We start from the raw sequence: 21,872 nt of genomic DNA on the forward strand, positions 1-21,872 counted from the left end.
CGTGCCTCATAGGACATTATACTATTCGAAGGCCTGCCAGATGACGGCAGGCTTTCGCAATCGCTCCGTTACGCTCGGCGACGGTTGTTCTCGCTATTCGGCTGCGCGCCCGAACAGCACGTTGTTGGTTTCCAGCCAGCTTTCCACCGTGCCGGTGTCGAAGCCGTCGGCGGGGTCGATAATCAGCGCATACATCTCCTCCTCGCGCAGCACGGCGTCCAGCGCGTCGGTCAGCTGGATCTCGCCGCCCACGCCGGGCTCGACGTCGGCCAGAAGCTCCATCACGCGAGCGCTGAGGAGGTAGCGGCCGAACACGGCCAGGTTCGACGGCGCGTCCTCCAACGCCGGCTTCTCCACCAGCGCGTCGATCTTCCACACGTCGTCGGCCACGGCCGCGCCCGCGATGACGCCGAAGCGGCTGACCTGGTCGTCCGGAACCGGCATGACCGCGATGACGCTGGCGCCGCCGTGTGCGTCGGACACCTCCTGCATGCGCGGCAGCATCTTGTTGTCGGGCACCAGCACGTCGCCCAACAGCACGTAGAACGGCTCGTCGCCCGTCTTCTCGTGCGCGCACCGCACCGCATGCCCCAAGCCCAGCGCCTCGTCCTGGTACACGTAGCTCACGTTGTAGTTGCCCACGCGCTCCACTGCGTCGGCATACGCATCCTTCCCGCGGGCGCGCAACAGCTCCACAAGCTCCGGGTTCGGCGAGAAGTGCTCCTCGATGGCCTTCTTCTCGCGGCTGTTGATGATGACCACCTCGTCGGCGTCCGACGCGAGGCCCTCCTCCACCACGTACTGGATGGCCGGTCGGTCGACTACCAGCAGCATTTCCTTCGGCTGCGCCTTCGTGGCGGGCAGGAAGCGCGTGCCGAGGCCGGCAGCGGGAATGAGAGCCTTCATGGGCATACCTTTCTCTGTAACGTGCGCGAAGCGCCGCAGAAGCGGCGCTTCGTCCATGGTGTTCGGTTATTGTAGCACGACGGGAAAACCCGTCGCCATCCTGCTACTTTGCCTGCAATTCCGCGACGGCCTCTTCCAGAACCGCCATCTGCTTCTCGGCCTTCTTGTAGCTCAGCGTGATGACCAGCATGTACACCAGAATAGCCAACCACATGAGCACGTACGCTCCGATGATGAACGGCATCGACGGAACGATGGTGCTGTATATCTCTACGAGAACCGGATTCATAAGTTTCTCCTTTTATCAACAACGAACATCCCACAGGTCCAGCAAGGTCAGCGAGGGCTTCCGCAGTGCCCGAGATCGCCCCGCTCCGCCGTTCGCAGAACGGCGGACCCTCAGTCTTCCAACTGCTCCTTCAGCGCTTCGACGCGCTCGGTCAGGCGAACCTGGCGGAAGCGGAAGCGGTACAGGGCGAACCCGATCAGCATGATGCCGACGAGGCAGAACATGAGCGTGATGCCCATATCGGCCGACATGCCGCCCTCGCGCACGACCACCGGGTGGATGCTGGAGGGAATCAGGCGCGTTACCATAAAGCAGATCGGCACGTCGATGAGGGCGATGATGCTGAGCACCGCCCCGTACGTCGCGCGACGCTCGGGCTCGTCGATGGCGTTGCGCAGGATGAAGTACGCGATGATGATGAGCATGAGGATGAGGTACGTCGTCAGGCGCGGATCCCACGTCCACCACACGCCCCATTCGAACCTCGTCCACAAGTCGCCCGTGATCATCGTGCACGCCACGAACAGCAGCGCGATCTCCATCGCGATCTTCGAGCAGGTGTCGAAGCGGCGGTTCTTCGTCATGAGGAAGCGAACCGCGTAATAGCCCGCGAACGCCAGCGCGATGAACGACGTGATAGCCACCGGCATATGGAAGTAGAAGATCTTCTGCGACAACAGCAGCACGCTGGTCACCATCTGGCCGCCGATCATCTCGACGCCGTTCACCGCGGCACCGTTCACCGGCGAAGCCCACAGGAACGCCAGCAAAAAGCCGATCGTCGACAGCACGGCGCCCGCAACGAGCACCGTCGGCGCTATCCGGTCGGGCCATTGCCCCGCTTCCGGCAGCTTGAGCGCCTTTTTCGTTTTCTCAGTCATTACTCTCCTTCTGTCACGGGTCCAACCAAAGTCAGCGAGAAGGGTCCTGGTGCTGAAAATCGCCGTGTTGCGCGGCCGCGCGTGCTTTCGCACGCAAGGGCAAGCGCAAAAGCGGCGAGTTTCGGCGCCAGGGCGCCTCGCAGCATCGAGCAGTTCCGTCGGCCGGCAGGCCGACGGAACATCAAGCGCTAATCACGAAATCGTACAGAACCCACGATGCGAGGATCATGATCACATCGTAGCCGCCCGCAAGCGCCAACGACGTCAGCATGATGTCCGCGTATCCTTCCGCGCCTACGATGACCGCCGTCGTCGCGGACACGCATGCGTACAGAAGCGGGAAGATCAGCGGGATGAACAGCACGGCCAGCATCACGTCCTTGCCGCGCGTGTTGATGGTGATGGTGGACAGCAGCGTGCCGATGCCCGCCACGCCGACGGTGCCCACGAGCAGCGGCACCACGAGCAGCCAGAAGCTCTCGGAGGGCGTGGTGGTGGTCAGGAAGAAGAAGTAGAACAACGGCACGGCGATCACTTCCACCACCAGCAAGAACAGCAGGTTCGACGTCGATTTCGCCAGGAACACCACCGAACGATCCATCGGCACCAGCAGGATGCCCTCCATGCAACCCTGCTCCTTCTCGTGCGCGAACGAGCGGTTCAGGCCCAAAAGCGACGTGAACACGATGAGCGCCCACAGAAGGCCGCCGCTCATCTGCAGCACGTCGGTGGTCTGCGAGGTCTGCGCCAGCGCCGCCCCGTACACGATGATCACCAAAAGCGCGTAGATGCCCATGGACGTGAGCATCTCCTTCGTGCGGAACTCCTGCTCCAAGTCCTTGCGCAGCAGCGTCTTGTACTGCTGGAAGGTCGAGGGCTTCTTCAGCTCGACCGCCATCTACGCCACCCCCATGCCAACCGTCGAGCGATACAGCGTCGAGAACTCGTCGAAATCGAACGCGTCCTTCTCGTCGAACGCCACCACCTTGCCCTTCGCCAGCACCAGCGCATGCGTGCACATGGCGAAGCCCTTCTGCAAGTCATGGCTGACCATGACGAACGTGCGTCCTTCGCGCTGCTGGTCGATCAGGTCGTCGAATATCTCCACCGCGTGCGGGTCGAGCCCCGAGTACGGCTCGTCCAGAAACACCACGTCGGGATCGTGGATGAGCGCGCGGGCGATGGACAGGCGCTGCGTCATGCCGCGCGAGAACGTGCGCACCACGTCGAGACGGCGGTGTTTCAGCTCCACCGCCTCCAGCAGCTCGAGGACGCGCGCCTCGGGGTCGACCACCCCGTAGAGGCGCGCGTAGATCATCAGATTCTGCTCGGCCGTCAAATCGGGGTAGAGCATCGAGTTGTGCGAGATGAGGCCTATGTGGTCGCGCGCCTTGTCCGGATCCTCCTTCAAGTCCACGCCCATGAGCGTGGCCGAGCCCGACGTGGCCCTCGACAGCGTGGACAACACGCGCAGCAGCGTGGTCTTGCCCGCGCCGTTCGGACCGAAAATGGACAGGAACGCGCCCTGCGGCACCTCGATCGACACGTTGTCGACGGCCCGGCGGTTGCCGAACACCTTCGAGAGCTTCTTGGTCTTGATCGCAGGTTCCACAACGGCCTCCATGGCGCTTTACGCCTCGACTTTCTCAGGTTCGGGCTTCTCGGCGGCCTCGACCTCGGCATCCCCGTCGGCGCCGGCGGGCGCCGCGGTGCCGTCGGCCAGCTTGCGCTTCGCGCCGCGACGGCCGACGGTGGCTATCAGCACGCCAGCCATCAGCAGGCCGAAGCCGATCCACACTTCCAGGATCAGCGGATTCACGCGCACGTCCATCGAGAAGTCACCGTCGGAGTTCACGCCGCGGTACACGACGAACAGATCCTCGGTCGGGAACGTGATGACGCTGGCCACCAGCTTCTGCTGCTGCGTGGACTGGACGAACTGCACCGTCGGATCAACGGCCCCGACGAACTCGCCGTTCTTGTACACGTCGAAGTACACGGTGTAGAGGATGTCATCGTCGTTCGGCTGCGGAGCGATATTATTGCCGGTGTAACGCAGCTCGAAGTCTTGGATGACGAAAGGCTCGGAAGCCGAGTCGGTTTCCTCATCGTACTTCACATAGCCGGTCTTCTCGGTCACGTACATCGAGGAGCCGATGAGGCCCACGAGGATCACGGCCATGCCCAGGTGGGCGACGAAGCCGCCGAACGTGGACGCGCGGTTCACCAGCATGCCCCAAGCGGACGCCAGCACGTTGCCTTGGTGCCCCTTCTGGTAGCCGCGGATGGCGCGACCCAGCATGAACAGCGAATTGAAGAACAGCAGGCTGGCCACCAGCAAGCCCACCACGGCCACGCCGTTGTAGTACCACGACGGGCCCTGCTCCAAGAGGCCGTCGGCCTCGGTGCCGCCCGCCGCCAGGATGGCGTCGTAGCTGGGCAGCAGGTAGGTGACGAAGTAGAACATGAGCACGGCGAACAGCACGACGGCGCAGATACCCGGGATGCGGGCGCGCTTCCAGAACTGCTTGCCTTCAGTGCGGCCCCACGAAAGCAGCGGGCACACGGCCAGGATGGCCAGGTAGATCACGCCGAGCGGACGGGCGATGGCGTTGTACGTGCCGGCCGACACCGTCTGGCCGCCGAACGGCAGGAAAGCAGGAAGCGCCGACGAGACGGTCAGGTACGTCAGCAGCACCGCGAACACGACCATGATGACGTTGTTGAAATAGTAGGCGGCATCCTTCGACAGCATGTTCTCCACGTCGTCGGCGCCCGAGGAGGCCGGGCCGAAGCTCTTCCACCGCACGATAAGGCCCACGATGCCGGCCAGGATGGACGCACCGATGAGCGCGCCGAACAGCGCGAGCGACACGGGATCGCCCTCGAAGGCGTGCACCGACTGCACGAGACCCGAACGGGAGATGAACGTGCCCACGATAACGAACGCGAAGGTCAGGCACGCGCACATGACCGACCAGCGCTTGAACGCGCCGCGCTGGCGGTACACGGTGAAGCTGTGGATGAGCGCGACGCCCACGATCCACGACAGCAAGCTGGCGTTCTCGACGGGGTCCCAACCCCAGTAGCCGCCCCAACCGAGCACGACGTACGCCCAGATGGCGCCCAGGCCGATGCCCACGCCCAGGAAGAACCAGGAGAACAGCGTGTAGCGCTGCGAGCGCACGACCCATTCCTTAGAAGAATCGTTCACGATGATAGCCGCGATGGCGTACGCGAACGGGATGGTGAGACCCGCGTAGCCCACGAACAAAGTGGGCGGATGGATGGCCATGGCCCAGTGCTCCAGCAGCGTGTTCATGCCCAGCACCGAAGCTGCAGCCGTCAGATTGCCCGAGCCGTCGAAGTACTTGGCGGGCGTGGCCGCAAACGGCATGTTGCTTTCGGAGAACAGGATCACGCCCACGAACGCCGCCAGCACCAGCTGCGACACGAGCAGCGCCATAGAATCCAGCTTCCTGCCCTGCCTCATATTGCGAACGGCCACCACCGAGTTGAAGATGGCGATGAGCCAACCCCAGAACAACAGCGAGCCTTCGCGGCCTGCCCACAGACCCGACAGCTTGTAGAGCCAGGCGATGTCGCTGGACGAGTCGCTGCGATAGCGCAGCACGTACTCGATGCTGGTATCGCCGGTCATGAAGCAGTACACCAGCACGCCGCAGCACACGGTCAGAGCCGCCAGCGTCACCAGCACGGCCACATGCCCGCCCCACGTCAGCGTCTCGCCTGCACCGCCCGACTTCTTGCGGGACAACAGGGCTCCCGCGACCAGGCACACGATGGACACCGCTACGCCGGCGAATGCGACGAGCACTCCTATCAAACCTATAGTTGGCATGTACTATCCTTTCGGGGCGGCTATGCGACCGCCCTTCGTTTGTAGAAACCGGTCTAGCCTTCGAGGGCCACTTCGGTTGCGGAGAACTTGCCCTGCGCGTTCATGGATCCGGTCAGGACGAGCGAAGAGCCATCCTTCACTTCCTCCGAGATCGCGTCGTTGAACTCGACGGCAAGCTCTTCGCCGTTCTCGGGATCGACGAGCACGAACCGGTCGCCCTCGCCCGCCGCCTTCAGCGTGCCGTCCTTCACCGCGCCGGCCACCTTCACCGGCTTGTCGACGACCTCGTCGCCGTATCCCGTCAACTGGGAAACCGTCAACGCGTTCGTGGCGTTCTCGTATTTTGACGGGCACTTCGTGACCAGCTCGCTGGCGTTGAGCACGCCGTCTTCGCCGACCTTGCCCGTGCAGATGGCCGTCACGTCGTTGCCGAACGTGGCGGAAACGCCGCCCTCGAAGCGCACGCGGAGCTGCTGGGTGATGTCCCCGTTCGGATCGTAGATGTCGAACGTCAGCACGTTGCCTTCGGTTGCGAATGAATTCTCGACGACGTTGCCGCTCACCTGGATCTTCTGATCCGCATAGCTCCCCGTCGCAGCCTCTGCCACCGACACGGTCTTCGCCGAGCTCGTACCGCCGACTACAGCTAGGATAACCACCAGCACAATGACGATGATGCCGGTCACCACAACCATGCGACGCTTCGTTTTCGCGTTCACGCTCGCCTCCTCAATTGCCTCTCTCCAACCGTCATTTTCACGTACCTCAAAGTTCCGAGGAGCGCAATGGCGCCGAATTCAAAGATTCACCATGCGCGGCGCCTCGGCGTGGAAGCCTCCTGCATATCTCGCATTCGCAGGGCCACCATTTCGTTCCTCGGACCTTTGACAAAAGGAGCCCGTCCAAGCGTACCATGGCGCTTCGGCGGGCTCCCTCTTGCTTATTCGGTTCTTTGCTCGCGAACGAGCGGTGGTGCTGTCAGTGGCTTACGCCGCAGTCGAAAGCTTGTTGGCCTCGGCAACCGTCAGCCAGCCCTCGGGCACTTCGGCCTCGCTGTGGCACTGCGTGCAGTACATCACAGAAGCGCGGTGCGCCTTGTGGCACTCGCTGCACTCGATCTCGCCGTGCTGCGCCTTGTGCGGGTTGAACTCCATACCGCTCGTAGCCTTCACGAGGTCGTCGCGCGTCAGGTTGTGGCAGCTCTCGTTCAGGCAGAACTCGTCGCCGTCAAGGCCGCGCGCCTCGGTCAGCATGTCCGTGTCGCGCTCCTCAAGCGGGTACACGTAGTTGCCGGTGACCCAGTTGATGCCCTCGGACATCTGCTCGCTCAGCGTGGGCACGTGGCAAGACATGCAGTCCTTGCCCTGGGCCTTGTGCGAGACGGCCAGCATCGCGTTCGTGTTGCTCACTTCGTTGCCCCACTTGTCGACGCCCGTGGTACCAGGCTCCTGCTCGTACGTCTCAAGGTACTCGTCCATCGGCGTGTGGCAGATGGCGGCGCAGAAGCTCGGCTGCTCGTGCCAAACCCAGAAGCCGGCACCGGCTGCAATCAAGACAACCACGACGACGCCCACGACGATCGGCCACTTCTTTCCCTTTTTCTTGGGAGCGGCTTCCTCGGTCGTAGAGCCCTCGGTCGCAGGTGCCTCAGTGGCGGCTTCCACTTTGGTTTCCTCTTCGCTCATGCTCTCTAACCCCCTTTCTCATGATCTCGTCTTGCATTTCCGTCGTCTCCGTTACAAAGTGGCATCGATTTCGCTGCCAAACGGAAACACAAGCACTTTACCACATGCATACTAGCGGTCAACCGACAAAAAACCTATCACCCATTTGGGGGGAATTAGCCCGGATTCACCCCGTTTTTCGTGTGATTCGGCCCTTTTTCGGCAAAAACAATGCATCAAGCCGGTCGAGGGGTCCTAAGACGGGGAAAGGAAGCCAGGCTTCCTTTCCCCACCCCTCTAAAGACGTTGGAGAGAACGTCGTTGTCGGCTAAGCGAGCATCGCCAGGGCTTCGTCGGCAGCAGCCTCGGCCTTGTCGAGCGTCTCGTTGGTCAGCTTGGAATTGTGCGCTCCCTCGCTGTTTTCAACCATCACGAAATCCCAGTAGAACTGCGCGTTGCGCTGAAGCTTCTGCAGCTTGGCAAGCTCCTCGGACGCAGCCGGGATATCGGTCTTTGCCTCGTTCGCAGCCTTCATGGCGGCGATCTCGTCAGCGTACTTCGCAGCGATCTTGTTGGTCATGTCCTCGATCTTCTCGCTGATCGCGGTCACGCGCTCTTCCTCGCTGGCCTGGATGTCCTTGACCTTCTTCTCCAGGTCGTCGTGGCACTTGCTGCAGTCGTTCTCGATGAGCTGCTTGTTCTCGAGCGGGCTCACCCAGTTATGCGACGTGTACTCGCCGTTCGCGCCCTCAGCGGGAGCCATGTGGCAGTCGGAGCAGCCGTAGCCGGCCTTGGCCATCGGGGACTGCTCGCCGCCGTGCATGGTCTCGAACTCGGGATGCTGAACCTTGATCATCGGAGCGAACGTGTCAGCGTGGTTCCAATCCTTGAAGTTGCGCTCGTCGTAGTAAGCCAGGATGGCGTCCGGGGTCATCTGATCGAGGCCCGTGTAGGGGTTCGTCGTGGCCTTGGTCTCGCCATCGAAGTAGTACTCGTTGTGGCACTGGCCGCACACCTGGGAGTTCATCGGAGCCTTGCTGCCCTCGCCCGCGTCGTTGCCTAGCGCCTTCACGAAGTACGAACCGGTCACCTTGAGCGACTGAGGATCGTTCTCGTGGCAGTTGTAGCAGCTGACCGGCTCGGTGAACTCGCCGATCAAGTCGTTGAACTTCTCCTTGTACACGCCTTCTCCCTCATCGTTCACCATGGCGGTGAACTGCGGGGTCTTGCAGGTGATGCAGCCGGCGAGCTGCTCTTTCTGCGTGGTGCGCGGAGTTTCCTTCACGCTCTGCAGCGTGTACAGATGGCTGGCCGCCTCGTCATAGCCGAGCGCGAACGCGTAACCCTTGTACATGGTGTTCAGAGCCGGGTACAGCTCCAGATAATTGTGCTTGTCGCCGCCATCCTGAAGAGGCGCGTTGGACTTGTTCTCCATGTACGAAGCGTATTGGTCCGGATACGCGTCCTTCCACGACTCGGCGGTGACGACGCCGTACTTATCGGGCTCAGGCGTTTCCACCTGCTGCACCGTTTTGTTCTCATCTGCCTTCTGCTCCGTAGCGTCTTCGGTAGCCTGGGGCGCACATGCAACCAGCCCCATGACCATACCGAATGCGCAGACGGAGGCGGTCCAGACAGCGAGTTTGTTCCTCTTGGTCTTAACCATACAATCTCCTCCCTTCGACTGACGATCTCTCCTTCACAAAATATACAACTTTTATTGACGGAATGCACGAGAAACGAGGGTATTCGGGGATTCCCACCACCCCATTAGGGAAAAACCCTAGTTAACTATTCGCAGGTCAGAATGGTAAAGAAGCACCTGCGGCCACATTGGCGCGGCTTGCCAACTTCCCGCAGCAGCCGCCGACCCAAGCAGGCCGCAAGCCAGGAGGGGCTCGAACGGCCCGCTGCCGAAGCCGGATCAGCAGCGGGTCGTCTCCCGCATGGAAGAGATTTAACGCTATGCACGATTTTCTTTATCGCCTTTTTTGACGACCTGGGGTTTCTTTCATCGATCACAGCGGAAAGCGCCCGCAAATCATGCATAGCGTGCATTCTCTGCCACCCTGCCCCTTCCGCTGTTGCGCCGATTCCGTCGCGAGCCTGCCGAAGCGGCCGCCGAAGGCCAATCCTGAAACGTCCCGCGACTCACTCCCCCATCGCGAGGACGGTTGCAGGCTCTTTGCGAAGAGCGGCGAGCGTGGGCACGAGCGTCGCGGCGAGGACGAGGACGAAGCCCGCGAGCGAGACGGCCAAGCCCTCGCCGAAAGCCAACCCGTCGAACAGCGGCATGCCCACGGCGCACGCGGTGACGGCGTTGGAGACGACCACGGCCGCCATGCCCGCCAGCGTTGCCGTGACGGCATGGATGAAGGCTTCGCACACGGCCGCGGCCAGCAGCGTTCGAGGCCGAGCGCCGCCGGCAATGAGCAGGGCCACGTCGCGGGTGCGCGATTTCGACGTCATGACCACGCTGACCGCCGCCCCGATGGCGCACAGGAGGACGGGGCCTCCGAGCAGGAGGATGGTCGAGGTGAAATCGAGCGAGGTCTTGTAGTCTAGCAAGCCCTGCTGCTGCGCGTAGAACGCCAGCATGTTGCTGAGCGAGGCGACACCCGCCAACAGGTCGAACCCGACCATGACTGGCGTTTCCACCGAGGTGCTGAGGGACAGGCCGTAGCGCGCGGTATGCCGCGCCAGATACCAGGCGTTCCAACGCAATTGCGGCATGATGGACGTCCATGCCCTCATCAGCGCCGAAAGCACCACCGGGGCGACAGTCGCGAGCGTTGCGACCGCAAGAAGGGGCACGAACAGCGCATTGCTCAGTGCGGCGTACGACTGCGCTTCGACCATGAAGACGGAGAGCGCGCAGGTGCCCGTCGCCAAGCTCGCGAACAGGATCGCCCTCAACCACGTCATACCCCTGCGCTTCGGTTCAGAATCGCGCAGGGCTTCCAAAGGAGGCGTTTCGCCTGCGCTGCGGGCGCCCTTCAATCCTCCGACGAGGGACACGGCCGCCACCGCAAGCCACACCGTGGGCATCCGCGAAGCCCCCACTTCGAGAACCACCTGATCGATCGGCTGGTAGAACGGTGAGCTGAACACCCAAGGAAACAAAGGGGCGTACGTGACCGATTCGACGAGCGTTCCGCATGCGGCACCCAGCGTCGCCACGACGGCGAGCTGGGCGAGCACCACCGCGCTCACGCTTCGCGGGCTGACGTTCGCGATCTGCCACAAAGCGTACGATCGCCGCTGCGCAGACACCGTGAGGTTCGCCGCCGACACGAGAACCACCGCTGCCGCGAACGAGGAGAACGCGACCATCGTCCAAACCAGGGTTTCCAAGTTCCGATACGTTTCCGTAGTCGTCAGTATCGACACCGCCCAGCCGCCGATGTAGCCGCAGCCCACGGCCACGAGGAACGCCCCTATCCAGGTGGCTGCGTGATCGCGCAGATCCGAGAACACCAAGCGCATCATGCCGGCACCTCCCCGTCTTCCAGCGCTGCAAGGATCTGAGCGGGCGTCGAGCGCCCCATCTCTCGTGCAACCTGCCCGTCCCGCAGCACCAGGATGCGATCCGCCATGGACGCTGCTTCCAAATCGTGCGTCACCATCACCACCGAACGTTTCGGGTCGTCGGCGATGCGCCGCAGCATGCTCAGCACCGCGCGACCGTTCCGGGAATCCAATGCGCCCGTGGGCTCGTCCGCGAAGATCACGTCCGCGCCACCCGCAAGCGCACGAGCGATGGCCACGCGCTGCTGCTCGCCGCCGGACAGGTCGCCGGGGCGGCTCTTTCCCTTGCCGTCGAGGCCTACGCTTTTCAGCACCGCGCTCGTCTGCGCCTTCGCGATGGGACGACCCGCCAGGCGCGCGGGCAGCGACACGTTCTCCCCCACGCTCAGCGACGGGATGAGGTTGTACGATTGGAAGATGAAGCCCACGTGGTCGCGGCGCGTTCTGGACAGCGCGTTGCGGCCCGCATGCACCATCTGCGTGCCCATCATCTGGATGGAGCCCAAGTCTGCCGCCTCCAATCCGGACAGGCAGTACAAAAGCGTCGACTTCCCCGAGCCGCTGGGGCCCACGATGCCCACCATCTCGCCGGACTCGACGCGCAAACTTACGCCGCGCAGCACGTCGGCGACCCGACGCTTGCTTCCGCGCCCGATGCTGAACGATTTCTTCACCTCTCGCGCGATGATCGTCGTGCTCATATGCTCTCCTTAGAACCGATTTTGGGAATGGCGTGCCAGAGGCGAGCTTCGCCCTGGTCGAACATGCTTGTTGTTTGGAATGCGGGCGGCGAAACCGCCGGAACGGCAACATGGAGCCGATCCTTCGTGCGTCAGAGGCGTCGAGGAGTCGGGGATTCGGCACGCCTCAGTACGCAACCGCCGCCTTGAGAAGAACCTCGCGTAACGCCTAACCGTCGCTTCGCGCGGAACGGAACGCCTTGATCGCAAGGCACGCAAGGCCGCCGACCGGCCATGCCAGCAGGAACAGCCTGCTCGCCGGCGTGAACATCAACACCAGGCCGACCGCCGTCGCCGCAAGCATAACGGCTGCATAGGTGCCGCGTTCGCGCTTGGCACGGCGGGCGCGCTCGGCAAGGCCGTCGTCGCCCATAGCCTCGATCTGCTCCTCGCTCATGCCCCCGAGCGATGCGCGGTTGTAACGCTCCAGATTGCAACGCGTCCCCAACAAAACGCTTCGTACGATAACGAACACGCCGATCGCGGCGAACGCCAAGAACGTCGCGCTTGCGAGCCACACGTCCGCTTGCAGCACGATAGTCGCGGCCAGCCCCGCCATGAGCAGGCCGACACCCGCGACGAGCCCCGTCGACAGAGCGGTGCGCGCCTGGTTTTTCTGTTCGGCCGTGTAGAAGTCGTCGACGAAGGGGTGCGCCTTGCGGAATGCGCCGCGCGCGAACGATGCAGGGAGGATGAGCGCGAGACCGACGGCCACGCCGACGAACACGAGCGCGGATGCGAAGCTCCTCACTTCGGCTATCGGCATGAGTCCGGGATCCGACAGGATGAGGGCCAATGCCGAGCTCGCGAAGATGACGGCGATGCCCAGCGGGAGCTTCCACGCGAAAACGCGCATGGCTTGATCGTACCCGGTCACGTCCTGCTGGGACTTTCCCGGCGGAATGCTGGCGGCCCCGTTGGCCGGACGGCCGGTCAAGTCGCCCGTCACCAACTCGTCGAGCGTGCATTCGAACAGACCACACATCTTCAGCAGCTTGTCCATCTCAGGATACGCGCGCTCGGCCTCCCATTTCGACACCGATTGCCGGCTGACGCCCAGCAGCATGGCAAGCTGCTCCTGCGTCATGTTGCGCGTGGCGCGCAAGTGCTGCATGTTGTCGCGAAAGCTCATAGGTCCATCCTTCGTTCGTGCGGTCGATGCCCCTATCTTGCGGGCGACCCGGCCCACACTCAACCAACTTCCGGCTTCTTTTTCGCGGACAGCATGACAACTTCCGGTATCGAATCGCAGGTCAGAGAGAAGTATAGCGCAACACGAAAATCGGGGACTATCAGCCTTCTCGATCAAGGTTCGGAGGTGGAGATGAGAAGATTAGAACCCACGACCCTCCCATTGCAAGTCCAACGCCCTACCCAACCGTGCCAAGCGGTTCATATCAGCTGTGATCGTATACGTACCACTTGGGCTCCCAGCTCATCCGTAAACGATTACAATTGATTTAGAAGCTAAAATGGTGATACGTCCTTCGCTTTCGGGCCCGCACGCCTTCCCGGACAAGGAGAGTTTCCGCCCTTGATTGCAGCATTGGTTTTGGGCATACTCCCTTTATCGGCTTTCGAAAGGGACGACCCAGAAAAACGATAGCGTCGGAATCGACGATGGAGCCAAAGCGATAGGTGATATTGCATTAGTTTCTGCTCGCTCCATCGACGTCAAGAGCCTTATCCATGTCGTGAGAAACCAGCAAGTTATGCTTGATAGCGATCTGGCTTTTCTCTACGACGTAGAAACAAAGGTTTTCAATTAAGCAGTAAAGCGCAACGAAAGCCATTTTCCCGATAGATTCAGATTCCGACTTCCCTCTGAAGAGTACGAGCGTTTGAGGTCACAAACTGTGACCTCAAACGGGAGAGGCGGAAGGCGATACCTCCCTTACGCATTTACGGAGCAGGGCATCGCGATGCTTTCGGCGGTTCTCCGCAGCGATGTCGCGATCGAGACGAGCATTCGCATCATAGACGCTTTCGTAGAGACGCGTCGCTTCCTCGCAAGCAATGCAGCGCTTTTCGAGCGCATCGGACAAGTCGAGCTAAAGCAGCTTGAATACCAGAAGACCACCGACAAGAAGCTCGATCGGATTTTCGCCTACCTAGAAGATACGCCTGAAACTACTCAGAAGATTTTCTTTGACGGCCAGTTATTTGACGCATTCAGTCTCATGGTCGAGCTCGTCCAGAAAGCTCAATGCGAGATCGAGCTAGTAGATGGCTACGTCGATGTCTCGACTCAAAATATTTTGGCAAAGAAAGCGGTAGGCGCTTCCGTATCCGTGCACACGCTTCCCGATGCACGGCTAACAAGGGCCGACATCAACACGTTCAACTCTCAATACCCGACACTGAAGGTGCAACGCACCTCTGCCTTTCATGATCGCTTCTTGATCATAGACCGTTCGATCGGGTATCACATCGGCGCATCCCTCAAAGACGCCGGCAAAAAGTGTTTTGCCATAACGAAAATCCAAGATGCCCAGATGATGGAAGGCCTTCTCGAACGACTGAAGAAGATTTGAAAAGCAGGGAGCAATTTCATGGTCGCACCTTGAAAAATCGGGGCGAAGCCAATGGCCTCGCCCCGATCTAGTTTCCGTGGTGGAGTTCAGGACCATTTACCCGAACACCTCCGCTGTCATCAACGATCTGTCCGATATCGTCGTCACCGCCCTCGAAGGTGAACGCGATATGCAAATCGTCATCGCCTACGAGAACAACTTTCGAGACGAACACCTCGATCAGAGTTTCCGGGTCCTCCTCCTGTGCGATATCTTCAAGCCAGAACAAAATGCGGTTGCGATCAACCGTCACGCTTTCAATCGACACTGCCACGCGCAACTCGTCTTCGAGAAGTTCTTTGCGCTTCGTAAGCTCTTCCACGCGCTCTTTACCACCGGGAGGCGCGTACCCTCCTTCAATCGCCTGCCAGATTCGATCAAAGGACAATTCTATATCGTGCAGTTCCGACCTGATGATCTCCGATTGAGGCTTCGCGCCGGTATCTTGCTCGATTTCCGCAACCAGATCCGCGATCTTCTCGCGCGTTGCCTCGTCGGACAACGCGGCGATCACGGCATCCGCCACGTTCGCCTCTATAATGTCCTTCCGAACGTTTCGCCGGCATTTCTTGCACCTGTAGTAATAGTAGCGAGTGCCGGCCTTCGACGTGCCGCTCGTGCCGATCATCGGGGTTTTGCATTTTCCGCAGAACAGCTTACCGGTCAAGGCGTAGTTCTCCGTGTTCTCGCGCTTGCGCGGGCGCGCGTTCTTCTCAAGAATCTTCCAGATCATTTGCTGCTCCTCCAATGACCACAGAGCCGGCATGCCTCCCGGAATCTCGTACCCAGCATACACGTATATGCCTGCGTTCTGCTTGCGCTTGAGCATCTTGGTAATTGCAGACTGGGTAAACTTGTTGCCGAACTGCGTTCGGTAAGGTTCGCACGCTCTTCTGATATCCGCGATCATCGAGCCGGAAAGCAGCATGTCCTTCATCATGCGCATTACGGTTGCCTGCTGCTCGTTCAGTGCATAGAACCCATCAACGATATCCCAGCCGTACAACCGTTGACCATTCGCCATGCATCGCTCGGCGTTCTTCGCGATCCCTTCGGTGATGCGCTCTGAATCGACGGCGCTCTCCCACTCCGCGAGGACTTCGAGCATTCCGAGCTGCAACACGCCGGACGACCCCTCGGCGATCTGCTCGCCTGCGTAGAGGATTTCAACGCCGCATTTGCGCAGCATTATGCGAGCGAGCGCCATTTCGTCGCGGTTGCGCATGATGCGCGGGACCTTGTAGATAACCACGTAGTCCATCAAATGCCGCTTGGCGTCCTCAAGCATCTGCTGAAAATCTGCGCGATTGGTATCGCGGCCCGTCTTCGCTTCGTCGATATAGACTTTCACGACTTCAAGCTCGTGCTCGTGGCAATAGGCGTAGTCGTTATCAAGCTGTATTTCGATGGATTCGCCGCGCTGGTTGTGCGACGAGTAGCGCGCGTATATCGCGGCGCGAGCGCCCTTCTTTGGAGCAGAACGTTTCGCCCGCTTCGCCATGCTACGCCATCGTCACGACGGGATCGCCGCCGGCGCTTTCCTCCTCGACCATGGCAACGTCGTATTGGTCGCCACCTTGAGCCTTATCGACGCTGCTGTAGAACCAAACGGTGTGCATCGGGTATCCGTCGCCCGCGACTACTTCCTCGAACACGCTCAAGAGCTGTTCTTCGGTTGCTGTGGCCGAAACGGCAACGCGGTACCCCATGCACTCTTCGCCATCACGAACGTAGCTTTGCGAAGCGTCGGTTTTGGTGTATTCGTCCGCCACGGTTTGCTGCGCATCGGTGGCGGAGGATGCAGGTGGCGCGATCTGGTACGTTATAGCGGATACCGCGATTACAACGACGAAAACGGCGGCAACGGCTATGCCGATCTTCTTACCCTTGCTCATGAACAACCCCTCCTATGCTACACCGGAAACGTGATCATCCTGCACGTTGTTTTCCCCACCATTTTTTGCTTCGTCCGTCGGGTAAACCTCGCGGACGGTTTTTGCATTCGCACTCATAAATCGTTTTCCTTCCGGCGTTGTCTGCCGATACGTCGCCGTAATCTCTGACAACGCAGGATCGATTTCGTATGTGCCGAAGTAAAGCTCTTCGACGGTCATGCCCAACGCCTTGGCGATTTTGATGAACGTACCGATGCCTATTTTGTCGAACTTCGTAGTCCCGTTGACAATGGCGTAAACAGTAGAGGCAGGAATCATCGCCATTTCAGCAAATGAAGCAGGCTTTATGTTTCGCTCCTTGAGTAGTGCTGCGATTCTGTTGTCCATTTTTACTCCTTCGCGATAGCTGGATTATACAGAGAAACTACCAATTCGCATAGTCAAATCACAGAAGTCTGTAACTAAATTCGGATTAATGTTGCCTTTTCTCCCGACGTCTGTAATAATCTGGATTGCGATTACAGTTGTCTGTAGATTCTTTCCAAGAAGATCGCAGACGACGGGCAATCTTGAGAGGAGGTGAGCCTATTGCTGTACCCCAACCTCGAAGCGGAAATGAAACGCTTCGGCGTCGATCAGAGGGATATCGCGCAGACGACCGGAAAGCACGTAACCACGATTTCCGACTGGATGAACGGAAAGGTCGATAGCGCATTCCCCGTAAAGCAGGCGATCAAGGTCCAACGCGAGTTGTTCCCAACGCTGCCTATCGAATACCTGTTCGACGAGCAACCCATCCAACGAGCAAGCTAGAAAGGAGGAAAGATGTTCAAACGTGCAGAAGTGGAAGCGTGGTTTACAGGCTGCAACATCAAGGCCGGCAAAACGACCATGCAGTTCGAGCTTGACCAAGAGTATAAATCGACGCTTCCCGACCTCGCGCTGCTGACCGGAACGAAGGTCAGGCTCGAAATCATCGACGACCAGCAGGTTCTTTTCGTCAGCAAAGAAACTGGCGAATTCTTCGACGAAGAAGAGATCGACGAAGCCGAAGAGCCGGACGACGCGGCGTAGCCATGACACCGGAACAGCGTTCGATGGCCACGAGGCTGTCGAGGATCATTTCGCAGTTTTACAAGGACCCCGAAAACGAAAGGAGATACCAAGCATGGCTCGAAGCCAACGCGCGGAAACGCGCGGAAAACGAGAAGCGCGGCCCCGCTACCAACGACAGCCGCGCCCTATCCGAAACCGGACGAACCGCAGCATACCACATCGCAGCCACGAGCTGCTAGGCGCATCGCTTGCCTTAGCCCTTTGCATCACCATCATCTGGGGGTTCGGTTGGGCCTACCAGATCGGCTATGAGAAGGGCTACGGCTACGCCGTCATGACGGCGGTGGAGCTATGAGCGCCGCCAAATCGCCGGAGCTGCGCGCCCGCGAGGCGTGCCGGTGGATCGCCGGCAACCTCGACGCGTTCGACTGGCTCGTGGGCGTCATCCTCGCGGAGGTTGACAAGGGTAACCCGTGCTTCATGCGCGGTGACGCTTTCAAGCTGGCGCGCGAAAAGAAGGTGAGGCTGTCCAACGTCGAGCGGCTTTGCCGCGACAACAACCTGTGGGCCATATTCACACGCTACGCGGCCATGAAGTACCCGAGAGCGGCCCATACGGTGCATTTCAAGGGCGCGCCCATCGATGAAGCCCCCCTCGCCCGCATCTGGCGCGAGGAAGTGGACGCCGATACCGTCTTCCGCGCGTCGTCGTGGCGCGAGGCGTTGGAAATGTGCAATCGAGGTGAGGCCGCATGAACCGCCAGACGTTAATCAACTTCGTGCCGGTCAAGCGCCGCGTGAAGCTCGAATTCCGGGGCAAGTGCACGAGCTGCCCTTGGAAGCTCAAGGGGTGCCACGTGTACACCCCGCAGGCGACCATCGACGAGGAACGGGCGCTCGGGCAAGCCTACAAGGGGCCGAGACACGAAGGGCCGGTTTCCGTGCGCATCGACGTGTTCCGCGTCCTGCCCGGAAGCAGGCCGAAGCGCGTGCTCGGCGAGCCTGACACCATGACGCCCGATATCGACAACATCGCGAAGGCGGTGCTCGACGGGCTGAACGGGATCGCCTACGACGACGACAAGCAGGTGGTGGAGCTGCACGTCTACAAGCACGACCGCGAGCGCCGCGTGGGCGACAGCGTGCGGATCTCGGTGGAAGGCGTGACCGGTGCCTAGGGGACGCGCGTGGACCGTCGGCGAGCTTGCCTACATCAGGCGATGGGCCGGACGCAAGCCGGCGCACGAGATCGCACGCCACCTCAAGCGCACGAAACAGGCCGTGGAGCGCCAAGCGCAGCGCATGGGGGTTTCCCTCAAGCACTACGAAAGCACGCTCGTATGGTGTCCGAACTGTTGCGCATGGCGGACGAGGCTCACGCTCGGCTTCTGCCCCGTGTGCTCGCGCAAGCAGACGCGTGCGGAGCAGATGGAGCGGGAGAAGGCGCTGCTCGACAGGCTCGCGCCGGAGGAACGGGCGCTCAAGCGCCCGGAACTGCACGAATCGCGGATCGACCCGAAGCCGAGGCTGGAAGCGGTTACCGACGGCATGAGGCCGTGGGCTGCGGCGAGGATCGAAGAGCAGAACGCCGTGCTCGTGCAGAGGTGGGAAACGCTCAACCTCGACCGCGAGAACGCCGCGAGGCGACGGCGGATCGAGCGCATGGAAGACCAGTTGAAAAACTGAATTTTTTGGATATTTCGATACCTGAACAGGCATTCTAAGGAGAAAAAATGTTTGACAAGCAGAAAAGCGACGAGAAGCAAATCCTGTGTGGCTGCGGATCGATCACCGAGGCGCAGGCCGATGCGCTCATGAAGAAGGTTTCGAGCATGGAAGGCATCCCCGACTACTTCGTGAACGGGGTTGCCGTCGGCCTGTACTTCGCCTGCCTCGAAAGCGGCGACATGCGCGGGACGACCATCGAGGACTTCGTGAGGAACGCACACGACGCCTATATCGCCGAAGCCGCGACGCAGATGGTCGATAAACTTGTCGCGCGGAAGGTTTGCGGCATGGGCGGCGTCATGAAGGTCGAGGTGCGCCATGCCTAGGGCGAAAGCGGCCGATACGGTCGAGGTCGTCGAGGTGGAAGCCGAGATCATCGACGGCGCAGAAGATCAGCAGAAGGCGGAGCTGTCCGTCACCAACAAGCCCGGGAGCATCGAGGCGAACTTCGACGCGTTGGAGGAATACGTCGATGGCATCCTCGAAGATTACGCGGACTGGGAGCCGTCGGCGGACAACGCCGAGGACGTGAAGCAGTGCGACCGCGAGAAGAAGTACCTCAACGGCCTCGCCTCCCAGCTCGACACGCGGCGCAAGGCCGTCAAGTCGGAATACCTCAAGCCCCTCGACGCCTTCGAGGCGCGCGCCAACTCGATCCGCGACAAGATCAAGGCGACGGCCAAGCGCCTCGACGACGTGAAGAAGCAGGCGGATCAGGCGGAGAAGGACGCCAAGTATTCCGCGCTCGAAGCCCATTACTGCGAGTTCGCCGAACTGCTCGCGCCCGTGGTGCCTTACGCGAGGCTCCATGATCCCAAGTGGCTCAACAAGCGCCCCACCCTGCCGCAGGCCATCAAGGAGCTTGACGCGAAGGTGGAAAAGGTCGCGAACGACTGGGACAGCCTCAAGAAGCGCAACCTCGAATTCCACGATGCTGCAGAGGCGTTCTTCTTCGAGCACTTGGACCTCGGCGCAGCCTGCACGTATAACGACAAGCTCGTGGAGGACCACAGGCGCATCGAAGAGCTTAAGCGCGAGATGGCGCAGGAGGAAGAGGCACAGGAGGCCGCGCCAGCGCAAGAGCGACCGGAGCCGGCACCTGCGCCGATGCCCGCGCCGGTGCCCGTGAGCGCGCCGCAGCCCGCCCCCGCGCCCGTCGTCGCGTGCGCGCCGCAGCCCATGCCCGCGCCTATGCCGGAGCCGGTCCCGCCCGACGCAGGCCCTTACGTCATGGTCATCAACTTGGCGACGCTCGACCAGATTCAGCAGATCGGCCGGTTCTCCGGGAGCATCGGGGTTACCGGCGTTTTCAAACGCGGCACGCTGCAAGAGGCGTATATGCGCGAGGCGGGGGGTGTCGGATATGACCGGTAGCGTCATCCAATCCAAGCTGCTCGAGATTCAAAACGCCCTCAAGGTCGAGAAGGGGCATTACAGCGACTACGGCGAGTATTACTACCGGAACAAGGAAGACATACTCGAAGCCGCCAAGCCGCTGTGCCACGAGAAGGGATGCATCATCACATGCGACGACGACGTTCGACTGCTTGAAAACGGATGGGTGTACGTCGTCACGACCGCACGCCTCACTGACGTGGAGAGCGGCGAGAGCGAGGAGCGCCACGGATGGGCGCGCGAGGTCGCGGAGAAGACGAAGATGGACCCGTCGCAGATAACCGGAGCTGCATCGTCCTACGCAGGGAAGCGCGCCCTCGGGAACCTGTTCGCGCTCGACGATTCGACCGACGCGGACGGCCAGGGGGCGAAGCAGGAGCCTCCGGCGAGCGGCCCGTTCCTCGCCCGCTGCCGGAGCTGCGGCACCCGCATGCAGTTCTTCAACCCGGAGCAGATGCGCACGTACCGCTGCTGCCCTAACCCCGACTACGAGGTGGAGTGATGCAGGAGCTTTACGCGCAGCTCGACGAGCTGACCGACGCCCTCATGCGCGAGCTTGATACGTGCAAGACGAGCGGTTGCCAGTACGCCGAGAACGAGGCCGAATACCGCAAGGCCCTGCGCATCGAGATCCTTGCGGAACGCGACAAGCGAACGCCCGTGACCATCATCAGCGACGTTTGCCGAGGCAAGCCCGAGATAGCCGCGCTCAAGCAGCGGCGCGACTGCTCGGAGGCGATCTACAAGGCGTCGCAAGAGGCGATCAACGTATACAAGCTGCGCATGAGGATGCTCGACGCGCAGATCAGCCGCATATGGAGCAGCGGCGGACAAGGAGGAGCGGCATGAAGGACTTCGTGATGGACGGCTACGTGTGCAAGGGCGTCGAGGTGCGCAGCACGCAGGCCGGGAAGCTGGTGACCAAGTTCACCCTCAACTCGCCGGACTACAACCGCAGCACGCAGCAGAGCGAGCCGGCCTTCTTCCGGTGCGAATACTGGCACAACGGCCAGAACGACCCAAAGGCGGCGAACATCGTCGAGGGTGCCGTGCTGCTCGTCTGGGGTTCCATGCGCTTCGACCAGTACACCGACAAAGCAGGAAACAAGCGCAGCGAGACGGCATTCAAGGTGCGCGAGATCGGGCTTATCAAGCCTCCTGCGAGGCCGCAGCAGCCGCAGTACGCGCCGCAGCCGACACAACAGGCGTACGCGCCGCAATACGCGCCGCAGCCGGCCCCTGCGCCCGTCCAGCAGCCCGCAGCGGCCTACCAGCAGCCCGCGCCCGTCGCCGTCCCGCCGCAGGCCGTCCAAGTTCCCATGTCGGTGTACGACGAAGATATCCCCTTCTAGGCG

Annotated in this window: 26 protein-coding genes and 1 pseudogene; 12 read left to right on the forward strand and 15 right to left on the reverse strand. The window is 61.2% G+C overall.

The genetic code is table 11. The features are described 5' to 3' along the window. Positions 1-93: 93 nt before the first annotated feature. The 12 genes from ELEN_RS12925 to ELEN_RS12980 all read right to left on the reverse strand — a co-directional run bounded on the left by ELEN_RS12925 (position 94) and on the right by ELEN_RS12980 (position 13,002). Positions 94-906: a UTP--glucose-1-phosphate uridylyltransferase gene (locus ELEN_RS12925; protein WP_035585712.1), complete on the reverse strand. Its 813-nt coding sequence runs from the start codon at positions 904-906 to the stop codon at positions 94-96. A gap of 103 nt (positions 907-1,009) precedes the next feature. Further along, on the reverse strand, positions 1,010-1,195 hold the full coding sequence (locus tag ELEN_RS12930) for a hypothetical protein (protein WP_009306699.1): 186 nt from the start codon (positions 1,193-1,195) through the stop codon (positions 1,010-1,012). 110 nt (positions 1,196-1,305) lie between these two features. After that, positions 1,306-2,076, reverse strand: coding sequence for a cytochrome c biogenesis protein (locus tag ELEN_RS12935; RefSeq protein ID WP_009306700.1), 771 nt, complete (start codon positions 2,074-2,076; stop codon positions 1,306-1,308). A 181-nt stretch (positions 2,077-2,257) separates the two neighbouring features. Beyond that, on the reverse strand, positions 2,258-2,974 hold the full coding sequence (locus ELEN_RS12940) for a heme exporter protein CcmB (protein WP_015761259.1): 717 nt from the start codon (positions 2,972-2,974) through the stop codon (positions 2,258-2,260). Continuing rightward, the gene (locus tag ELEN_RS12945) at positions 2,975-3,700 is read right to left on the reverse strand and encodes an ABC transporter ATP-binding protein (protein WP_009609322.1); all 726 of its coding nucleotides are present in this window, start codon (positions 3,698-3,700) and stop codon (positions 2,975-2,977) included. A 6-nt stretch (positions 3,701-3,706) separates the two neighbouring features. Then, complete coding sequence (locus tag ELEN_RS12950) at positions 3,707-5,938, reverse strand: heme lyase CcmF/NrfE family subunit (RefSeq protein WP_015761261.1); 2,232 nt, start codon at positions 5,936-5,938, stop codon at positions 3,707-3,709. Positions 5,939-5,991: 53 nt separating this feature from the next. After that, positions 5,992-6,657, reverse strand: a complete 666-nt coding sequence (locus ELEN_RS12955) for a cytochrome c maturation protein CcmE domain-containing protein (RefSeq protein WP_009609369.1) — start codon at positions 6,655-6,657, stop codon at positions 5,992-5,994. 267 nt (positions 6,658-6,924) lie between these two features. Further along, positions 6,925-7,623 (reverse strand): cytochrome c-type protein Cgr1, encoded by a 699-nt coding sequence (gene cgr1 / locus ELEN_RS12960; protein ID WP_009609359.1) that lies wholly within the window; start codon positions 7,621-7,623, stop codon positions 6,925-6,927. A gap of 307 nt (positions 7,624-7,930) precedes the next feature. Next, a complete protein-coding gene (locus ELEN_RS12965) occupies positions 7,931-9,268 on the reverse strand; it encodes an ammonia-forming cytochrome c nitrite reductase subunit c552 (protein ID WP_009306706.1) in 1,338 nt (445 codons plus the stop codon). Positions 9,269-9,753: 485 nt separating this feature from the next. Then, the gene (locus tag ELEN_RS12970; protein WP_015761262.1) at positions 9,754-11,091 is read right to left on the reverse strand and encodes an FtsX-like permease family protein; all 1,338 of its coding nucleotides are present in this window, start codon (positions 11,089-11,091) and stop codon (positions 9,754-9,756) included. Continuing rightward, positions 11,088-11,831 (reverse strand): ABC transporter ATP-binding protein, encoded by a 744-nt coding sequence (locus tag ELEN_RS12975; RefSeq protein WP_015761263.1) that lies wholly within the window; start codon positions 11,829-11,831, stop codon positions 11,088-11,090. Before ELEN_RS12975 ends, ELEN_RS12970 begins: the two co-directional genes overlap by 4 nt. Before the next feature lie 208 nt (positions 11,832-12,039). Then, entirely contained in the window at positions 12,040-13,002 is a 963-nt protein-coding gene (locus ELEN_RS12980) for a helix-turn-helix transcriptional regulator (protein WP_015761264.1), read from the reverse strand. A gap of 649 nt (positions 13,003-13,651) precedes the next feature. Here ELEN_RS12980 and ELEN_RS12985 point away from each other — a divergent pair. Further along, a pseudogene (locus tag ELEN_RS12985) lies at positions 13,652-14,404 on the forward strand (ORF6N domain-containing protein); the annotation flags it as partial. Positions 14,405-14,471: 67 nt separating this feature from the next. Here ELEN_RS12985 and ELEN_RS12990 read toward each other — a convergent pair. Genes ELEN_RS12990 through ELEN_RS13000 form a run of 3 tightly spaced genes read right to left on the reverse strand, consistent with a single transcriptional unit; the run spans position 14,472 to position 16,725 of the window. Next, on the reverse strand, positions 14,472-15,944 hold the full coding sequence (locus tag ELEN_RS12990) for a recombinase family protein (protein ID WP_015761265.1): 1,473 nt from the start codon (positions 15,942-15,944) through the stop codon (positions 14,472-14,474). A 1-nt stretch (position 15,945) separates the two neighbouring features. Continuing rightward, positions 15,946-16,338, reverse strand: coding sequence for a hypothetical protein (locus ELEN_RS12995; RefSeq protein ID WP_015761266.1), 393 nt, complete (start codon positions 16,336-16,338; stop codon positions 15,946-15,948). Between the two features lie 12 nt (positions 16,339-16,350). Further along, positions 16,351-16,725: a helix-turn-helix domain-containing protein gene (locus tag ELEN_RS13000; RefSeq protein ID WP_015761267.1), complete on the reverse strand. Its 375-nt coding sequence runs from the start codon at positions 16,723-16,725 to the stop codon at positions 16,351-16,353. A gap of 201 nt (positions 16,726-16,926) precedes the next feature. Here ELEN_RS13000 and ELEN_RS13005 point away from each other — a divergent pair, with 201 nt between their 5' ends. From ELEN_RS13005 to ssb, 11 genes are all read left to right on the forward strand, one after another. Continuing rightward, the gene (locus tag ELEN_RS13005) at positions 16,927-17,151 is read left to right on the forward strand and encodes a helix-turn-helix domain-containing protein (protein ID WP_015761268.1); all 225 of its coding nucleotides are present in this window, start codon (positions 16,927-16,929) and stop codon (positions 17,149-17,151) included. 12 nt (positions 17,152-17,163) lie between these two features. Beyond that, a complete protein-coding gene (locus ELEN_RS13010; protein ID WP_015761269.1) occupies positions 17,164-17,412 on the forward strand; it encodes a hypothetical protein in 249 nt (82 codons plus the stop codon). A 94-nt stretch (positions 17,413-17,506) separates the two neighbouring features. Then, positions 17,507-17,749: a hypothetical protein gene (locus ELEN_RS13015; protein WP_015761270.1), complete on the forward strand. Its 243-nt coding sequence runs from the start codon at positions 17,507-17,509 to the stop codon at positions 17,747-17,749. Further along, positions 17,746-18,150, forward strand: coding sequence for a hypothetical protein (locus ELEN_RS13020; RefSeq protein WP_015761271.1), 405 nt, complete (start codon positions 17,746-17,748; stop codon positions 18,148-18,150). Before ELEN_RS13015 ends, ELEN_RS13020 begins: the two co-directional genes overlap by 4 nt. After that, on the forward strand, positions 18,147-18,572 hold the full coding sequence (locus ELEN_RS13025; protein WP_015761272.1) for a RusA family crossover junction endodeoxyribonuclease: 426 nt from the start codon (positions 18,147-18,149) through the stop codon (positions 18,570-18,572). Before ELEN_RS13020 ends, ELEN_RS13025 begins: the two co-directional genes overlap by 4 nt. After that, positions 18,565-19,080 (forward strand): Atg14 domain-containing protein, encoded by a 516-nt coding sequence (locus ELEN_RS13030; RefSeq protein WP_015761273.1) that lies wholly within the window; start codon positions 18,565-18,567, stop codon positions 19,078-19,080. Before ELEN_RS13025 ends, ELEN_RS13030 begins: the two co-directional genes overlap by 8 nt. Before the next feature lie 47 nt (positions 19,081-19,127). After that, positions 19,128-19,448 carry a hypothetical protein gene (locus ELEN_RS13035; RefSeq protein ID WP_015761274.1) on the forward strand — a complete coding sequence of 107 codons (321 nt, stop codon included), beginning with the start codon at positions 19,128-19,130 and terminating at the stop codon, positions 19,446-19,448. Continuing rightward, positions 19,441-20,496, forward strand: coding sequence for a DUF1351 domain-containing protein (locus tag ELEN_RS13040; RefSeq protein WP_015761275.1), 1,056 nt, complete (start codon positions 19,441-19,443; stop codon positions 20,494-20,496). Before ELEN_RS13035 ends, ELEN_RS13040 begins: the two co-directional genes overlap by 8 nt. Beyond that, positions 20,486-21,019: an ERF family protein gene (locus ELEN_RS13045; RefSeq protein ID WP_015761276.1), complete on the forward strand. Its 534-nt coding sequence runs from the start codon at positions 20,486-20,488 to the stop codon at positions 21,017-21,019. Before ELEN_RS13040 ends, ELEN_RS13045 begins: the two co-directional genes overlap by 11 nt. Next, complete coding sequence (locus ELEN_RS13050; protein ID WP_015761277.1) at positions 21,019-21,366, forward strand: hypothetical protein; 348 nt, start codon at positions 21,019-21,021, stop codon at positions 21,364-21,366. Before ELEN_RS13045 ends, ELEN_RS13050 begins: the two co-directional genes overlap by 1 nt. Beyond that, positions 21,363-21,869 carry a single-stranded DNA-binding protein gene (ssb, locus tag ELEN_RS13055; protein ID WP_015761278.1) on the forward strand — a complete coding sequence of 169 codons (507 nt, stop codon included), beginning with the start codon at positions 21,363-21,365 and terminating at the stop codon, positions 21,867-21,869. Before ELEN_RS13050 ends, ssb begins: the two co-directional genes overlap by 4 nt. Positions 21,870-21,872 lie beyond the last annotated feature (3 nt).

Source organism: Eggerthella lenta DSM 2243, from assembly GCF_000024265.1.
Taxonomy (GTDB): domain Bacteria; phylum Actinomycetota; class Coriobacteriia; order Coriobacteriales; family Eggerthellaceae; genus Eggerthella; species Eggerthella lenta.

Bases quoted from the DNA above. Each gene is read 5' to 3' on its own strand.
- ELEN_RS12925 (WP_035585712.1), bottom strand. From the start codon at position 906: ATGAAGGCTCTCATTCCCGCTGCCGGCCTCGGCACGCGCTTCCTGCCC.
- ELEN_RS12930 (WP_009306699.1), bottom strand. From the start codon at position 1,195: ATGAATCCGGTTCTCGTAGAGATATACAGCACCATCGTTCCGTCGATG.
- ELEN_RS12935 (WP_009306700.1), bottom strand. From the start codon at position 2,076: ATGACTGAGAAAACGAAAAAGGCGCTCAAGCTGCCGGAAGCGGGGCAA.
- ELEN_RS12940 (WP_015761259.1), bottom strand. From the start codon at position 2,974: ATGGCGGTCGAGCTGAAGAAGCCCTCGACCTTCCAGCAGTACAAGACG.
- ELEN_RS12945 (WP_009609322.1), bottom strand. From the start codon at position 3,700: ATGGAGGCCGTTGTGGAACCTGCGATCAAGACCAAGAAGCTCTCGAAG.
- ELEN_RS12950 (WP_015761261.1), bottom strand. From the start codon at position 5,938: ATGCCAACTATAGGTTTGATAGGAGTGCTCGTCGCATTCGCCGGCGTA.
- cgr1 (WP_009609359.1), bottom strand. From the start codon at position 7,623: ATGAGCGAAGAGGAAACCAAAGTGGAAGCCGCCACTGAGGCACCTGCG.
- ELEN_RS12965 (WP_009306706.1), bottom strand. From the start codon at position 9,268: ATGGTTAAGACCAAGAGGAACAAACTCGCTGTCTGGACCGCCTCCGTC.
- ELEN_RS12970 (WP_015761262.1), bottom strand. From the start codon at position 11,091: ATGATGCGCTTGGTGTTCTCGGATCTGCGCGATCACGCAGCCACCTGG.
- ELEN_RS12975 (WP_015761263.1), bottom strand. From the start codon at position 11,831: ATGAGCACGACGATCATCGCGCGAGAGGTGAAGAAATCGTTCAGCATC.
- ELEN_RS12980 (WP_015761264.1), bottom strand. From the start codon at position 13,002: ATGAGCTTTCGCGACAACATGCAGCACTTGCGCGCCACGCGCAACATG.
- ELEN_RS12990 (WP_015761265.1), bottom strand. From the start codon at position 15,944: ATGGCGAAGCGGGCGAAACGTTCTGCTCCAAAGAAGGGCGCTCGCGCC.
- ELEN_RS12995 (WP_015761266.1), bottom strand. From the start codon at position 16,338: ATGAGCAAGGGTAAGAAGATCGGCATAGCCGTTGCCGCCGTTTTCGTC.
- ELEN_RS13000 (WP_015761267.1), bottom strand. From the start codon at position 16,725: ATGGACAACAGAATCGCAGCACTACTCAAGGAGCGAAACATAAAGCCT.
- ELEN_RS13010 (WP_015761269.1), top strand. From the start codon at position 17,164: ATGTTCAAACGTGCAGAAGTGGAAGCGTGGTTTACAGGCTGCAACATC.
- ELEN_RS13015 (WP_015761270.1), top strand. From the start codon at position 17,507: ATGGCTCGAAGCCAACGCGCGGAAACGCGCGGAAAACGAGAAGCGCGG.
- ELEN_RS13020 (WP_015761271.1), top strand. From the start codon at position 17,746: ATGAGCGCCGCCAAATCGCCGGAGCTGCGCGCCCGCGAGGCGTGCCGG.
- ELEN_RS13025 (WP_015761272.1), top strand. From the start codon at position 18,147: ATGAACCGCCAGACGTTAATCAACTTCGTGCCGGTCAAGCGCCGCGTG.
- ELEN_RS13035 (WP_015761274.1), top strand. From the start codon at position 19,128: ATGTTTGACAAGCAGAAAAGCGACGAGAAGCAAATCCTGTGTGGCTGC.
- ELEN_RS13040 (WP_015761275.1), top strand. From the start codon at position 19,441: ATGCCTAGGGCGAAAGCGGCCGATACGGTCGAGGTCGTCGAGGTGGAA.
- ELEN_RS13045 (WP_015761276.1), top strand. From the start codon at position 20,486: ATGACCGGTAGCGTCATCCAATCCAAGCTGCTCGAGATTCAAAACGCC.
- ELEN_RS13050 (WP_015761277.1), top strand. From the start codon at position 21,019: ATGCAGGAGCTTTACGCGCAGCTCGACGAGCTGACCGACGCCCTCATG.
- ssb (WP_015761278.1), top strand. From the start codon at position 21,363: ATGAAGGACTTCGTGATGGACGGCTACGTGTGCAAGGGCGTCGAGGTG.